Source organism: Bacillus cereus (assembly GCF_002564555.1).
Classification (GTDB): Bacteria; Bacillota; Bacilli; order Bacillales; family Bacillaceae_G; genus Bacillus_A; species Bacillus_A cereus_K.
The window spans coordinates 279,854-293,397 of record NZ_NUVD01000020.1 but is presented as its reverse complement, the minus strand read 5'-3'; the positions used below and the strand labels follow the sequence as shown (position 1 = coordinate 293,397).

Here is a 13,544-nt window from a genome sequence, read left to right as displayed (position 1 = left end):
AGTATTTATTTTTTATTAATAGCCTCAACAACTTCTTTCATTAAAACTGGTGATGCGTAGGCCTCCACACTAGAAGCAAGTGCTAATACCACTCCAATTACAAGAAAGAAGCATGTATAGCGAATTAATAATGGTAATAGTGGCTCGGTTATTTTCCTGATAAATTGGTGCCTAATCATCCGTAAAGAAAAACTTGCAGCAATTGTTGTCATAACGAGAAAGACTGGAATAATAATTAAATTTTGCGGCAATACAGATACAAATGCTAGTAATAGTCCATTCCATCCGTGCTGACTTACTAAAAAGCCTACTGTAAATCCAACAACTACTCCTTTTACAAATAATAAAATAAAAATAAGTGGCAATCCAATAATTGAAATCCCTAAAATCCAAATAAAGCCGATGTATTTTAACTGCGAAAAGTAACTTTCTCGAAACATTTCGCCCGCGATAGCAAATTCTCCTTTAGAAACTTGTCCAAAAAAACGCTGTAAATAAAATGATAAATCTTGTTTTTGATTTATTTGTAAACTATTCACAAGAATTGCTCCAAATATTACTCCCATCAATAATAAAACAGCGTTAAATATATATAATGAAGAGTTTTCCTGTATGTGAGACATTACGCGGTCTTGCCAAGTTTTTCGCCACATTTTTCTTCCCTCCGTTCACACTATTACTAAAAATGTATGAAAGAAAGAAAAAAAGTATGACGAATTAACATTGAAATTCCGCTCTACTTTGCTAAACTAAAAAGTAGAGAATAGGAGGGATTTCTCTTGAAACCATTATTATTAGATTTTCCAACATTATTTCAAACTGAACGCTTACAAGTTCGTAAACCATTTCCAGGTGATGGTGCAGAAGTATATGAAGCAATCCAAGCTTCTCTAGAAGACTTAGTACCGTGGATGTCAATTGACGCTGAAACAGAAGAGAGTGCTGAAGAAATTGTTCGTAACGCTCACGGACAGTTTTTACTTCGCGAAACACTTGATTTTCACTTATACGATAAAGTAGCTGGTACATTCATCGGTGCTATAACGCTCAAGCCTGAAAACTGGGATATTCCAAAGTTTTCACTTCATTTCTGGCTGCATAGCGCCTATACAAAACAAGGCTATATGACCGAAGCGATTAAAGGTGCCATTCAATTTGCCTTTGATAAGTTAGGTGCTAGAAGAATTGAAATCCGTACTGATGCAACAAATACGAATGCATGTAACTTAGCAGAACGTTTAGAATTTATTTTAGAAGGTACAATGGAAAATGATTTCTTAGCGCCAGATGGTAGCTTACGTGATGCACGTGTATATGCAAAAATCAATTAAAAAACACTCGCCTTTGGCGAGTGTTTATTTTTGTAGTTGTAAATATTGTACTGCAAACATCGTCTTTGCATCATGAATGCGAAGGTCTTTCATAAGATCAATCGCTTCTTCTAATGACACTTCCATTAATTCCACAAATTCATCTTCATCTAAAGCCGCTTTGTTTTCTTTTTGTTTTAATCCTGTTGCTTTATATACATATAAAATCTCATCTGCAAAACCAGGTGATGTATAGAAAGATGTAATAAGTTCCATGTTTTCACATACATATCCTGTTTCTTCTTCTAATTCTCGAACTGCTGTTACTTCTGGTTTTTCCCCAGGTTCTAACTTCCCAGCAGGAATTTCTATAATCGCCTTTTCAAGCGCTTTACGGTACTGCTCAACAAGCACAATTTTCCCTTCATCAGTAATAGCAATAATAGCAACTGCACCAGGGTGATTTACAATTTCACGTTTACTCATTTCTCCATTTGGTAATACTACATCATCAACACGAACTTTTATAACTCTACCATCAAAAATCGGTTCAGTTTTTACTGTTCTCTCTGCAAGATTACTCATACTACTTCATCTCCCTGTTCTATTTCCTATTCTTTCTTCATACATTTTACCACATTGAAAGGAGCGTGATAGAAATGAAAGTCTATATTTTACCAAATCGCGTTACGTTAGTCGGAAAAGCATGGCAAATTCGCCATAAACTAAAACAATATGGCAAAGAGTATACAACTGTACAAGAGTGGATTGCAGCAAATAAAAAGTAAACGTTTGTCAACCTCTTTCCCCTCTCGTACAATAAAGGGAAGGAGGTTGACCTATGAAAAAACGTCAATTAGGAAACTCAGATTTGTTTGTTACAGAAATGGGCCTTGGCTGCATGTCTCTCGGTACATCTGAAACAGAAGCTATACGCATTATCGATGAAGCAATCGATTTAGGAATCAATTTTTTTGATACAGCGGATTTATATGATTATGGATTAAATGAAGAATTTGTAGGAAAAGCCTTGAAAGGAAAACGAGACCAAATTGTTCTTACAACAAAGGTCGGAAATCGTTGGACAAAAGAAAAAAACGGCTGGGCTTGGGATCCTTCCAAAGCTTACATAAAGGCTGAAGTAAAAGAAAGTTTACGTAGACTTCAAACGGATTACATTGATTTATATCAACTGCATGGCGGAACAATTGAAGATCCTATAGATGAAACAATAGACGCTTTTGAAGAATTAAAAAAAGAAGGTATTATTCGCCATTACGGTATCTCTTCTATACGCCCAAATGTCATCCGTGAGTATGCAAAACGTTCCAATATCGTAAGTGTACTAATGGAATATAGCATCTTAAATCGCCGCCCTGAAGAATGGTTCCCGATGCTTAATGAACATCAAATAAGCGTTATTGCTCGCGGACCACTCGCAAAAGGAATTTTAACTGACAACAATGTAAGAAAGGTAGAGAAAGTAAAAGAAAAGGATTATCTCTCCTATTCTTACAATGAATTAAATACAACACTCGGGAGTATAAAAGAAGTTATCGGAGAAAACTCTTTAACAGGAACAGCTATTCAATATTGCTTACATAACGAAACTATCGCAGCCGTTATACCTGGTTCAAGTTCTATTCAACAACTACAGGTAAATGTACAAGCTAGCCAACAGTCGCCTTTAACAAAAGAAAGATATGTACAACTTCAAAAAATTGTTAAATATGATACATATGCTTTGCATCGTTAGAAAGACGCTACCAGTACTGGTAGCGTCTTTTTATAACGTATCATATTTATCAGGATTCGTTCCTACATGTAAATTACGATTTAACGTATTAATTTGATTCATCTCTTCTTCAGTTAGTGAGAAATCAAAAATAGTAAAGTTTTCTTTAATACGAGATGGTGTAACAGATTTAGGAATCGTCACTATCCCACTTTGAATATCCCACCGTAGTATAACTTGCGCCGGTGTTTTTTCATATTTTTTCGCAATAGCTTGAATGATTGGGTGCTGGAACACTTCCCCGCCTCTCATTAATGGACTCCACGCCTCCATTTGAATTTGCTCACTTTGACAGAAGTTACGCAATTCAAATTGCGCTAACATTGGATGAAGTTCCACTTGGTTTACCATCGGCTTCACTTTGCAATTTGGTAATAACAGTTCTAAATGATGTTTATGAAAATTAGAAACACCAATTGCACGCACTTTACCTTCTTCGTACAATTTTTCTAAAGCTCGGTACGTATCAACATACTTTCCTCTAATTGGCCAGTGGATTAAATATAAATCTACGTAATCCATTTGTAATTTTTTTAAACTTTTTTCAAACGCCTCGAGTGTCTCCTCGTATCCTTGATCGTCATTCCAAACTTTTGTCGTAATAAATAAGTCTTCTCGTGGGATACCTGATTCACGAATTGCCTCTCCGACACCGCTTTCATTTTCATATACAGTCGCTGTATCAATCGAACGGTACCCAACTTCTAACGCTGTTTTTACTGCTTGTTTTACTTCGTCGCCTTCTTTCGCTTTATAAACGCCTAAACCAATCATCGGCATTTTCACGCCATTATGAAGTGTAGTTGTTGGAATATGCACAGTCGTTCGCCCTTTCATTGTTACATTTTTTATAAACCACCACTTTATTTCAACAAGATTCATCTAAAAAGTCAAAACATACGTACAGTTTACATAATAATTTTATACAAATTAAAAATGACGTGAACTCATTCATTCACGTTATTTTCTATCCATTTTTTCGCTTTTTCATCAACATTACGTACAAACTCATTTTTCCCTTCCGTATATAAAGTGCCATCATATGTATATTTTTCGGCTAATTCTTTTTTTAGAGTTGCATATGCCTCTGCTTCTTCACAATGTGCCATCATATAATCACGAAATGCTAAATGCCTTACTATCTCAGGATTTCCTTTTTCAAACACATGTAAGTGATACGAACGTTTTTCCTCAGTTCCATGAATAAAAAAACGGCGTCCTGAAATACCATTTTCCCCTTTTACGATGTAACCAAGCTCTTTAAATCGTTCGTTCCAATAATCTACTCTATCGATACTTTCTACTTCCATAATCATATCAATAATAGGTTTAGCTGCCAGCCCTGGCACTGATGTACTGCCAATGTGATGCATTTTCACCGTTTCTGGCATCGCCGATTTTAATCTTTCGGCTTCCGCTTGAAATTTTTCACTCCAATGATTTTCATGCGGAACGACTACAATTTTTCTCATTCTAACTCCCCTTTTCTTACAAGCTCGTCAAAAAAATGATCAGCGGTATTCACTGATCATTTTTATTATTATTTAAAGTCTTTCCAAGTAAGGTTACTTTCACTTAACAGTTCTTCAAATGATTTATTCTTTTCACGTTCTTTTTGTTCCTGGCGCTTTCTTTCCTGCTCCGCTGCCTCTTTTTTCTCTTCTCTCACTTGCAACTCTTTTTTCTTATTCTTTAATTGCTGCATTAACGAATCATTTAATTGATCGCCTAATGTAAGCGACTCTTTCTCTGATTTATTCACTTGCGATTGTCTTTGTTTCTTTTTCTTCATGCTACTCACCTTTTACTTTTTTCTCCATTATAGTAGATACACAATGAACTCGACAATAAAAAAGGCTCTTTACTCTATTATTTATCTTTTGTAAATATGTTAATTTTTCGAAAAAACTAAATTTTTATATAGATATAATCCTATGAATCTATTAAAATTATGTCGTATGATGTCAGATTATAAAAAAAGGAGAAATAAATTATGTGGAAAAAAATTATTCCTGCTGTTGCTATTTTAAGTACCATTACCTTTTCAAACGTATTCGCAGCTCCCCCATCTCAGACTCCAGCTGAACAAAACCGCTACATAGACGTACAAATGCTTGGTATTAATGATTTTCATGGACAACTAGATACCGTTAAAAAAATTAGTAACAAAGAAGCTGGTGGCGCTGATTACTTAGCTACTTATTTAAAAGAGCGTAAAAAACAAAACCCTAACACACTTCTCGTGCATGCTGGCGATGTCGTCGGAGCTAGTCCACCAGTTTCAGCATTGTTACAAGATGAACCGACTATTGAATTTTTAAATGACTTAAAATTTGATGTTGGTACAATTGGAAACCATGAATTTGATGAAGGCATCGATGAAATGAAACGCCTCATTTACGGTGGTTATCACGAAAAAACAGGGAATTTCAAAGGTGCTAACTTCCCATATGTCGCTGCAAACTTCTATAACAAATCCACTGGTCGCTTATTTTTACCACCATTTACTGTAAAAATGGTAGATGGTGTTCCTGTAGGATTCATCGGGGTTGTTACAACTGATACACCAAATGTCGTTATGCCTACTATGCTTAAAAATGTAGAAATCACTGACGAAGTTGAAGCTATTAATAAATCAACGCAACAATTAAAGCGTCTCGGCGTTAAATCCATCGTCGTCCTTGCTCATGTTGGCGGAACAACTGATGAGTCTGGTGTAACAAATGGAGACCTCACTAGAATTGCAAATGAAACAGATCCAGAAGTTGATGTTATTTTTGGTGGACATAGTCATACGTATGTAAATGGTACCGTTAATAATAAACTTATCGTCCAAGCGAACTCTTACGGAACGGCTTTCTCAGATGTAGATGTAACAATTGATCGTAAAACAAAAGATATTGTAAAGAAACAAGCAGAAGTTATTACAACATATCATGAAGGCGTAGAGCCCGATAAACAGGTACAACAAAAGTTAAATCAATATAAAGAAAAAATTGCACCACTTGTAAATGAAGTAATCGGAAAGTCTACAGCACCTATCGATCGTAAACAAAACGATGCTGGTGAGTCTACTCTCGGAAATTTAATTGCCGATGCACAGCGCCAAACGATGCAAGCTCAAATCGCACTTATGAACCCTGGCGGCATTCGTAATGACTTAGACGCTGGCGACATTACATGGGGCGAATTATACGGCATTCAGCCTTTTGGAAATCAATTGATTAAAGTAGATTTAACAGGTCAAGACATTCGCGATATTTTAAATCAACAATGGCAAAAAGGAACGACAAGAATGCTTCAAATTTCAGGTATTCAATACACTTGGGATGCAAATAAACCAAACGGTGAAAAGGTTACGGATATACGCTTAACAAATGGAGAAGAGTTATCACCATCTAAAACGTATAGCGTAGTTGCAAATGCTTTCCTAGCCTCTGGTGGTGATGGATTCGTATCATTTAAAAATGGGAAAAATGCAGAAACTGGCCCTAATGACTTTGAAGCGCTAGTCGATTATGTAAAACAAGTAAAAGAGCCAATTCAACCAGTTATTGATGGAAGGATTCAAAAAGTGAATTAAGTATTTTCCTAACAATCGATCCATATTTTTCATTGCAAAGGATATGCACTTACCCTTTATTTTATCCGTAATATACATGAAACAAAGAAAAGGATACTCGTTCTTCCAATGAACATAGTATCCTTTTCTTTAGTTATCAAAATGTGATGTTTTGCTAAAGTCATATTGCTGTAAAAATTGCTGGAGTGCCTCTTCGACAAGTTTAGATTTTTGAACTCCTTTCGATTCTGATATAACGTCTAATCTTGCTAATACTTCTTTATTAATAGAAAAGGTTCGTTTCTTTTTCTCTGTACTTTTACTCATAATTGGTGCACTTACTTCTTCTCTTTTTCTTAGTAATTCATAAATGCTTTGTAATTGCTCATAAATTAATAATTGATAATCTGTTTTCTCATGTTGAAGGGCGGTCGCTTCTTGGAGTTGTAAGTGACGTGGTTCTTCTCCATCTCCTACAAAAATACGTTTCTTCTGCTCTCCGTCATATTCATATCCAATTAATCTTAATTTCTTCGATAGTGTATATGGACTTATTTCAAGGCGTTTCGCTATAATAGCGATTGATTCACGTCTATTTAAACAATCTATAATTTCTCCAATCGTCACAATTTCCCCTCCTCCCATGTTGAAATGACACTAGTATGGTATGTTACAATGATTTTCTAACAGTATATGCAAAATAAATAGCCTGTGCGATTCATACGATTTCAGAAAAGGAGGTTTTCAATATGCTTTTTCGTAGCTATACCCCACAGTTCTATAATGAAAATAAACAACTCATTCCTAATAGTATCGCTACGATGGAAAGCGTTATGATTAATAATCGAAAACAATCTCTCCTTATGCGTGGGCAAAACATAGAACAGCCTATTTTATTATGCTGTCACGGCGGACCTGGCATGGCACAAATCGGATTTATTCGCCATTTTCAAAAAGAATTAGAGAAACACTTTATCGTTATTAATTGGGATCAACGCGGGGCAGGTAAATCCTTTTCAATGAAAGATTTCGGAGCAAATTTTACAATCGAACAATTCGTTTCCGATGCACAAGAAGTTATTCAGTATGTACTTAAAAGGTTCAACAAACAAAAACTATTTCTCGCTGGTCATTCTTGGGGAAGTATTATCGGGCTTAAAATCGCACATCGCTACCCAAAGTATATCGAGGCTTACATTGGTATTGGGCAGATTGTACATATGAAACAAAACGAAGAATTGCTATATCAACATTTAATTCATTCTGCAAAAAAGCATAATCATAAAAAAGCATTAGCTTCCCTTTTAAAATTAGGTAAACCACCATTTTTAGATACGAGACGTCTCATTATTCAAAGAAAGTGGCTTGGTACATTTGGAGGGGCAATCCAAAATGGATCTTCCTTTTCTTTCATACGAAAAGGTTTCTTTTCTCCTGAATACACGCTATTAGATTGGCTCAAGTTTCTCGCAGGAAACTTGAAATCTGGCGTTTTATGGGAAGAAATGCTAACAATCGATTTCTTTTCGTCCATTTCAAGTTTATCTATTCCTATTTACTTTTGTTCTGGTCGCTATGATTATCAAACTCCTTATGCACTCGTTCAGGAATATTGTGATGTTATTGAAGCGCCCATAAAAAAAATGATTTGGTTTCCAAATTCAGCACATTCTCCTGATTTAGAAGAACCCGAACTATTTGCGAATTCTTTACAATCCATTAAACAAGAGCTAGCTTTTCAACATTAAAAACAAAAGGCTCTTTTACATTTCATAGAAAACATTTTATAATAATATGTCGCAAGTATGTATAAATATAGCAAACTGCTTCATATTTACTTGCCTTAACAGAATAAAAATTAGGGAGATTATATCTATTATGAACGCTGTACTCGTCGCAGTAGCAGTCATGCTATTGCTTAGTTTGTTACGTGTCCAGGTCATTGTCGCCATCATTATTGGAGCTCTAACAGGCGGACTTATCGGCGGACTCGGTATTTCAGAAACAATTAACACCTTTACAACTGGTCTTGGAAACAGTGCTCCAATCGCTTTAAGCTATGCAATGCTTGGTGGTTTTGCTATTTCCCTTTCCAAAACAGGACTTCCAGACGCCATGATTCAAACCGCATTAAACTGGATTGGCAATGAACAAGACACAAAAAAACAAGTTTATTCTAAAATACTTATTTTATTCATCATTTTAACAATGGCTTGTTTCTCACAAAATATTATCCCTGTTCATATCGCTTTCATCCCGATCTTAATTCCAGCACTTTTAAAAGTATTAAATGAGCTAAAAGTAGATCGTAGACTTGTTACATGTATTATTACATTCGGATTAATTACCCCTTATATGTGGGTCCCTGCCGGATTCGGAAAAATTTATCATGACGTATTGCAAACAAATGCTGCCCAAAGCGGCCTTACATTTGATGTCGCGCTTATCCCAAAAGCGATGACTATTCCAGCAATCGGTATGATTATCGGATTATGTGTAGCGGTATTCATTACGTACCGAAAACCTCGTACATATGAAACAGAACAAATTCATACTGCCGAAAATGAAATCGTTCCCTATACAAAGCGAAGTATTACTTTCGGATTATTATCTATCATAGCTACATTAACAGTTCAATTAGCAACAGAATCAATGATTTTCGGTGCTTTAGCAGGGATTATTGTCTTATCAATTAGTGGTAGTCTCCCTCTTAAAGAAGCAGATGCAATATTAACAAGCGGGATGCGTATGATGTCCTTTATCGGATTTGTTATGATTTCTGCCGCTGGATTTAGCGCTGTTCTTCGAAAAACAGGACATGTTGAATCGCTTGTGCAAACGAGTGCACATATAATTGGAAATAACAAACCACTTGCTGCGTTTCTTATGCTCGTTATTGGGCTTCTCATTACGATGGGAATTGGCTCGTCCTTTTCAACAATCCCTATCTTAACAACAATTTTTGTACCTCTTTGCATCCAGCTCGGATTTAGTCCAATGGCCACAATTGCAATTATTGGTACAGCAGGAGCACTAGGCGATGCAGGATCTCCAGCATCTGATAGTACACTTGGACCAACATCAGGTTTAAACGCTGACGGTCAACACCATCATATATGGGATACATGTGTACCAACTTTTCTGCATTATAATATACCGTTACTTATATTTGGCTTTATTGCCGCAATTACATTGTAAAAGGTGCGTATAAAACGCACCTTTTACTTTTTTATTTTTCCTTTTAATTTTTGAAAAGCTATTTTCGCTTCTTCTTCGACGTAATTTTCAATTGCTGGTAGTGATGGACCTATCCATTCACACTCTATACTCCCATTAGGCCCAATAATTTTTAATTTATCTGGTATATGTATTTTTAGAAATTTCGCTGCTCGGATTAACTCAATAGCAATCTTATCACTTGAGACTACAATTCCATCTATATACGGATGATTTTGTAATAATGTAATGAACTGCTTATTCGTATACCCTTGTACACTTTCTTCTCGATAAGAGATTCCTTCCTCCCAAACAGCGTCTAAAAATCCTGATATACGCTCTTCCATTCCTTCACTTTCTTCTCCTTCACCGAAATAAGCAAGAAAGTGACAGCCTTTCTCTTTTAATAGAGAAACCGCTCTCTGTCCACTTTCATAATAATTTATAAGGGATTGCTTTTCATCAATCACAACAAATGGAAATGGAATTTCTCCTATACTTTTAAAAACTGCTTTTGTCAAAATAACGCCTGCAACGTTATTTTGCTTCAACATATCTATGTATCTATCTTTATTCTCTATATTACAAACAATTATTTGATATCCTTCTTTATATGCCTCTTCCTCAATACAATGTAGCAAAGTGATATTTGATGGATTACGTAAATTATCTACAAGGAATGCAATGATCGTTGAAGGTTGTTTAAATAAAGGCTTCGCTACAGTATTCGGCCTATATTGTAACGCTTCAATTGCTTCCTTTACTTGTTTTACCGTATCTTCATGGACATATCCTTTTTCGTTAATAACTCGCGAAACAGTTGCGACTGAAACACCGGCCAATTTTGCAACATCACGTATAGTTGCCACATCGTCACCCCTTAATATGGTAATAGATTACAATTTTACGGTAACCTAAATTACAATATTCGTCAAGGTTAATAACTTATATTTCTGAAAATTGTTACACTATCACACTAAGCTATATTCCAACTGAATTTCATGTAAGATTGGGATATTATCATACCCAATACGTGGAATTTCTTTCTTTATTTTTCGTGCCTCTTCCACTGCATTCACATATAAATTTGTCATCATAAAATTACGTTTTTGGTAAAAGCGTAACGCGTTCAAATTATCATTTGTTGTAATGAGCCAAACCCCCAGGCACTGCTCTTCTTTTGCAGCTTGCAATACACAATTCATAAGCTCTGTCCCTATCCCTTTTCTTTCTTCAAAGCTATCTAATGATACAATTTCACACTTATTTCCGATTATTTCATACGTTATAATTCCGATTATTCTGTCATTTAATATTGCAACAAAGCCCGATAACTCTTCTAACTGATGCCTCTTACCACGCGAAACCATCAATGAGCTTCCCCAATTCTCACACATAAATATTCGAATTGTCTCTTTCATTGCTGGTGTAATTTTTTGTATGTGCACCATTTCCTATTTCTCCCCTTTTCTATCATTGTGATACAATGTAAGTGTATCACATGTAACGGTATTTGGAGGATGAGGTAAAGTATGAAACGTTTTTTTGCAGCATTGTTTACTATACTAGGTGCAATAACTGCCCTTGGGATTTTCTTTACAAATAAAGTGATGTATTTGAAGAAAAAAACAGAGGAAGAAGTACTTGAAAGAGAAACGAAAAAGCATTTTCGTATAGAAGATTTTGATGCCCTTCATAAAGAAGAAATTCATATCCCTTCGCAATTCGGATATGATCTTCATGGATATTATATTCCTGCTGATCATTCCAATAAGTTTATGATTTTTTGTCACGGCGTAACTGTAAATAAAATGAACTCTGTAAAATATGCAAACTTATTTTTAAGCAGAGGATATAACGTCCTTATTTACGATCATCGTCGTCATGGTAAAACTGGCGGAAAAACAACAAGCTATGGGTACTATGAAAAACATGATTTAAAATCCGTAGTTGACTGGCTAAAAAGTCGTTTCGGCACAAATATAACACTTGGTATTCATGGTGAATCGATGGGAGCTGCAACACTTCTTCAATACGCAGGACTTGTAGAAGATGGTGCTGATTTTTATATTGCCGATTGTCCTTTTTCTGATTTTCACGGACAATTACAGCACCGTTTAAAAGTTGAATTCCATTTACCAAAGTGGCCTTTATTACCTTTAGCAAACGCCTTTTTAAAAGTTCGTGACGGCTATACAATTCGTGAAGTTTCACCAATCGACTGTATAAAAAACATTAACAATCCCGTTCTCTTTATTCATAGTAAAGACGACGATTATATTTTAGCTGATATGACTAAAGCGCTATATGAAGCAAAGGAAAATAATAAACAACTTTATATTGCAGAACACGGTGCACACGCTTGCTCTTATAACGAAAATAAAGAAGAGTATGAAGCAGCTGTTGATCAATTTTTAAACACATATGTAAAAGAAACAAAAAACAGGCTTGCATAAGCCTGTTTTTTACTGCGCTAAAACATCTGTAACTTGTTCCATATTTTCAGAGATCCATTGCACTGCTTCATCTAGCGTTGGAAATTCTGTCGTTTGAAATGTTACCTCATCTTGAAGTAACCAAACATCTTTCGGTTCTTGTCCTACACCTGCAATAGACCAGTGTAACAAGCTATAAGGATGATTATCATTCAAAAATGATGCCCACGTGCGCTCATTTGCAATATTTCGTAATGTAAGTAATTGTTTATCCATCTTTCGTCACCTTACTCTAGTCAGTTATAAAAAACATTATAACACTCTATTCTCTCTCAAACAAAGTGCTCTTTTTATCCCGCTATTTGCGGGCAGTAAGACTCCCCCCTCAAAATTCGGCTGAGGCAAAGAAGTTATGCGGGAGATTACCTGCCCGCACCCCCACTGATTATTAGTTGAACTTTATATTGTCAAGTACTTCCCTTGATTATATGATGAAATTAAGCGTTTGGGAAGGAGGGATAACATTGACAAAAGTACAAATTAAAGTAAATGATAATGGCTCTTTTCGCGTTACAGGGGACGTGGAATTAGTTGACTCACAAGGGAATACATTCCCAGCAAAACCGGCATTTTCTTTATGCCGTTGTGGCTTATCAAAAAACATGCCTTATTGCGATGCTTCGCATAAAGGTAAATTCGAATCTGTTGTTAGAGCACCAGAGGCAGAGTAATAAGGCAAGTAACATGCACATTTCTTTGTGCATGTTTTTTCTTTTAATCAAAACCTGTATAGCCCTTTCCCTAACAACATTTCTAATACTTTTGTCTCCATTCCAACCTCCACGTATTTTCACACAATTCTTCACATTCAAATATTTTTTACTAGCCTTTTTTCTTTTTTGTGCTATAATTTGACCAAACAGCATCCTTCGGGGTCGGGTGAAATTCCCAACCGGCGGTGATGAAGTGAAAACTTCTAAGTCCGTGACCCGTTTTCAAATCGAAAACGGTGGATCTAGTGAAACTCTAGGGCCGACAGTATAGTCTGGATGGGAGAAGGATATGTTTCTAGTTTTTTATATAGTGAATACACTTTTATTTCAGTATGCATATTTTTAAAGTTTCATTTTGAAGTTTTATATATGCTTAGTTTTCTATACTCATTTTTTATACTGAAATAAAAAAGAGACAACTAGCGTTTAAAAAATTTGATATCTTTGCTAGGT

The 13,544-nt window shown here is 35.5% G+C and carries 17 protein-coding genes and 1 riboswitch; of the genes, 8 read left to right on the top strand and 9 right to left on the bottom strand.

The window, feature by feature from the left end; all coding sequences use genetic code 11:
* Window positions 1-5: 5 nt before the first annotated feature.
* Window positions 6-653 carry a stage II sporulation protein M gene (spoIIM, locus tag COI75_RS11990; RefSeq protein WP_000269100.1) on the bottom strand — a complete coding sequence of 216 codons (648 nt, stop codon included), beginning with the start codon at window positions 651-653 and terminating at the stop codon, window positions 6-8.
* Window positions 654-779: 126 nt separating this feature from the next.
* On the opposite strand from spoIIM, the gene COI75_RS11985 reads away from it, so the two are divergent.
* Window positions 780-1,331 carry a GNAT family N-acetyltransferase gene (locus tag COI75_RS11985; RefSeq protein ID WP_000803495.1) on the top strand — a complete coding sequence of 184 codons (552 nt, stop codon included), beginning with the start codon at window positions 780-782 and terminating at the stop codon, window positions 1,329-1,331.
* Between the two features lie 24 nt (window positions 1,332-1,355).
* On the opposite strand, the gene COI75_RS11980 is transcribed toward COI75_RS11985, so the two are convergent.
* Entirely contained in the window at window positions 1,356-1,895 is a 540-nt protein-coding gene (locus COI75_RS11980) for an NUDIX hydrolase (protein WP_000067045.1), read from the bottom strand.
* A 74-nt stretch (window positions 1,896-1,969) separates the two neighbouring features.
* On the opposite strand from COI75_RS11980, the gene mciZ reads away from it, so the two are divergent.
* Window positions 1,970-2,098 carry a Z-ring formation inhibitor MciZ gene (gene mciZ / locus COI75_RS11975; protein ID WP_000870293.1) on the top strand — a complete coding sequence of 43 codons (129 nt, stop codon included), beginning with the start codon at window positions 1,970-1,972 and terminating at the stop codon, window positions 2,096-2,098.
* 53 nt (window positions 2,099-2,151) lie between these two features.
* Complete coding sequence (locus COI75_RS11970) at window positions 2,152-3,066, top strand: aldo/keto reductase (RefSeq protein ID WP_000747197.1); 915 nt, start codon at window positions 2,152-2,154, stop codon at window positions 3,064-3,066.
* Window positions 3,067-3,096: 30 nt separating this feature from the next.
* Here the strand turns inward: COI75_RS11970 and COI75_RS11965 are convergent, their stop codons facing one another.
* The 3 genes from COI75_RS11965 to COI75_RS11955 all read right to left on the bottom strand — a co-directional run bounded on the left by COI75_RS11965 (window position 3,097) and on the right by COI75_RS11955 (window position 4,897).
* Window positions 3,097-3,924 (bottom strand): aldo/keto reductase, encoded by an 828-nt coding sequence (locus COI75_RS11965; RefSeq protein WP_033657129.1) that lies wholly within the window; start codon window positions 3,922-3,924, stop codon window positions 3,097-3,099.
* A 128-nt stretch (window positions 3,925-4,052) separates the two neighbouring features.
* Entirely contained in the window at window positions 4,053-4,577 is a 525-nt protein-coding gene (locus COI75_RS11960; RefSeq protein ID WP_001227182.1) for a GrpB family protein, read from the bottom strand.
* A 68-nt stretch (window positions 4,578-4,645) separates the two neighbouring features.
* Window positions 4,646-4,897 (bottom strand): YqkE family protein, encoded by a 252-nt coding sequence (locus tag COI75_RS11955; RefSeq protein WP_000727566.1) that lies wholly within the window; start codon window positions 4,895-4,897, stop codon window positions 4,646-4,648.
* A gap of 201 nt (window positions 4,898-5,098) precedes the next feature.
* Here COI75_RS11955 and COI75_RS11950 point away from each other — a divergent pair, with 201 nt between their 5' ends.
* Entirely contained in the window at window positions 5,099-6,688 is a 1,590-nt protein-coding gene (locus tag COI75_RS11950; RefSeq protein ID WP_000265543.1) for a bifunctional metallophosphatase/5'-nucleotidase, read from the top strand.
* Window positions 6,689-6,817: 129 nt separating this feature from the next.
* Here the strand turns inward: COI75_RS11950 and COI75_RS11945 are convergent, their stop codons facing one another.
* A complete protein-coding gene (locus COI75_RS11945) occupies window positions 6,818-7,294 on the bottom strand; it encodes a ribbon-helix-helix domain-containing protein (protein WP_000151908.1) in 477 nt (158 codons plus the stop codon).
* A 122-nt stretch (window positions 7,295-7,416) separates the two neighbouring features.
* Between COI75_RS11945 and COI75_RS11940 the strand changes: the two genes are divergently transcribed.
* Both COI75_RS11940 and COI75_RS11935 read left to right on the top strand, forming a co-directional pair.
* Window positions 7,417-8,415 carry an alpha/beta hydrolase gene (locus COI75_RS11940; RefSeq protein ID WP_000898980.1) on the top strand — a complete coding sequence of 333 codons (999 nt, stop codon included), beginning with the start codon at window positions 7,417-7,419 and terminating at the stop codon, window positions 8,413-8,415.
* Between the two features lie 130 nt (window positions 8,416-8,545).
* A complete protein-coding gene (locus tag COI75_RS11935; RefSeq protein ID WP_000994822.1) occupies window positions 8,546-9,865 on the top strand; it encodes a Na+/H+ antiporter family protein in 1,320 nt (439 codons plus the stop codon).
* Between the two features lie 23 nt (window positions 9,866-9,888).
* On the opposite strand, the gene COI75_RS11930 is transcribed toward COI75_RS11935, so the two are convergent.
* Window positions 9,889-10,752: a LacI family DNA-binding transcriptional regulator gene (locus COI75_RS11930; protein ID WP_000201335.1), complete on the bottom strand. Its 864-nt coding sequence runs from the start codon at window positions 10,750-10,752 to the stop codon at window positions 9,889-9,891.
* A gap of 102 nt (window positions 10,753-10,854) precedes the next feature.
* Complete coding sequence (locus COI75_RS11925; protein ID WP_000233407.1) at window positions 10,855-11,334, bottom strand: GNAT family N-acetyltransferase; 480 nt, start codon at window positions 11,332-11,334, stop codon at window positions 10,855-10,857.
* 81 nt (window positions 11,335-11,415) lie between these two features.
* Between COI75_RS11925 and COI75_RS11920 the strand changes: the two genes are divergently transcribed.
* Window positions 11,416-12,339, top strand: coding sequence for an alpha/beta hydrolase (locus tag COI75_RS11920; protein ID WP_000819223.1), 924 nt, complete (start codon window positions 11,416-11,418; stop codon window positions 12,337-12,339).
* Between the two features lie 9 nt (window positions 12,340-12,348).
* Here the strand turns inward: COI75_RS11920 and COI75_RS11915 are convergent, their stop codons facing one another.
* Window positions 12,349-12,594 (bottom strand): DUF2552 family protein, encoded by a 246-nt coding sequence (locus tag COI75_RS11915; protein ID WP_000360800.1) that lies wholly within the window; start codon window positions 12,592-12,594, stop codon window positions 12,349-12,351.
* A 212-nt stretch (window positions 12,595-12,806) separates the two neighbouring features.
* On the opposite strand from COI75_RS11915, the gene COI75_RS11905 reads away from it, so the two are divergent.
* Window positions 12,807-13,049, top strand: a complete 243-nt coding sequence (locus tag COI75_RS11905) for a CDGSH iron-sulfur domain-containing protein (RefSeq protein WP_080013328.1) — start codon at window positions 12,807-12,809, stop codon at window positions 13,047-13,049.
* A 190-nt stretch (window positions 13,050-13,239) separates the two neighbouring features.
* A riboswitch (FMN riboswitch) is annotated at window positions 13,240-13,383 on the top strand.
* The last annotated feature ends 161 nt before the right edge of the window (window positions 13,384-13,544 follow it).

Coding starts and splice junctions, on each gene's coding strand:
- COI75_RS11960 (WP_001227182.1), bottom strand. CDS start 4,577: ATGAGAAAAATTGTAGTCGTTCCGCATGAAAATCATTGGAGTGAAAAA.
- COI75_RS11915 (WP_000360800.1), bottom strand. CDS start 12,594: ATGGATAAACAATTACTTACATTACGAAATATTGCAAATGAGCGCACG.
- COI75_RS11905 (WP_080013328.1), top strand. CDS start 12,807: ATGATGAAATTAAGCGTTTGGGAAGGAGGGATAACATTGACAAAAGTA.
- COI75_RS11955 (WP_000727566.1), bottom strand. CDS start 4,897: ATGAAGAAAAAGAAACAAAGACAATCGCAAGTGAATAAATCAGAGAAA.
- COI75_RS11940 (WP_000898980.1), top strand. CDS start 7,417: ATGCTTTTTCGTAGCTATACCCCACAGTTCTATAATGAAAATAAACAA.
- mciZ (WP_000870293.1), top strand. CDS start 1,970: ATGAAAGTCTATATTTTACCAAATCGCGTTACGTTAGTCGGAAAAGCA.
- COI75_RS11925 (WP_000233407.1), bottom strand. CDS start 11,334: ATGGTGCACATACAAAAAATTACACCAGCAATGAAAGAGACAATTCGA.
- COI75_RS11950 (WP_000265543.1), top strand. CDS start 5,099: ATGTGGAAAAAAATTATTCCTGCTGTTGCTATTTTAAGTACCATTACC.
- COI75_RS11935 (WP_000994822.1), top strand. CDS start 8,546: ATGAACGCTGTACTCGTCGCAGTAGCAGTCATGCTATTGCTTAGTTTG.
- COI75_RS11980 (WP_000067045.1), bottom strand. CDS start 1,895: ATGAGTAATCTTGCAGAGAGAACAGTAAAAACTGAACCGATTTTTGAT.
- COI75_RS11970 (WP_000747197.1), top strand. CDS start 2,152: ATGAAAAAACGTCAATTAGGAAACTCAGATTTGTTTGTTACAGAAATG.
- COI75_RS11920 (WP_000819223.1), top strand. CDS start 11,416: ATGAAACGTTTTTTTGCAGCATTGTTTACTATACTAGGTGCAATAACT.
- spoIIM (WP_000269100.1), bottom strand. CDS start 653: ATGTGGCGAAAAACTTGGCAAGACCGCGTAATGTCTCACATACAGGAA.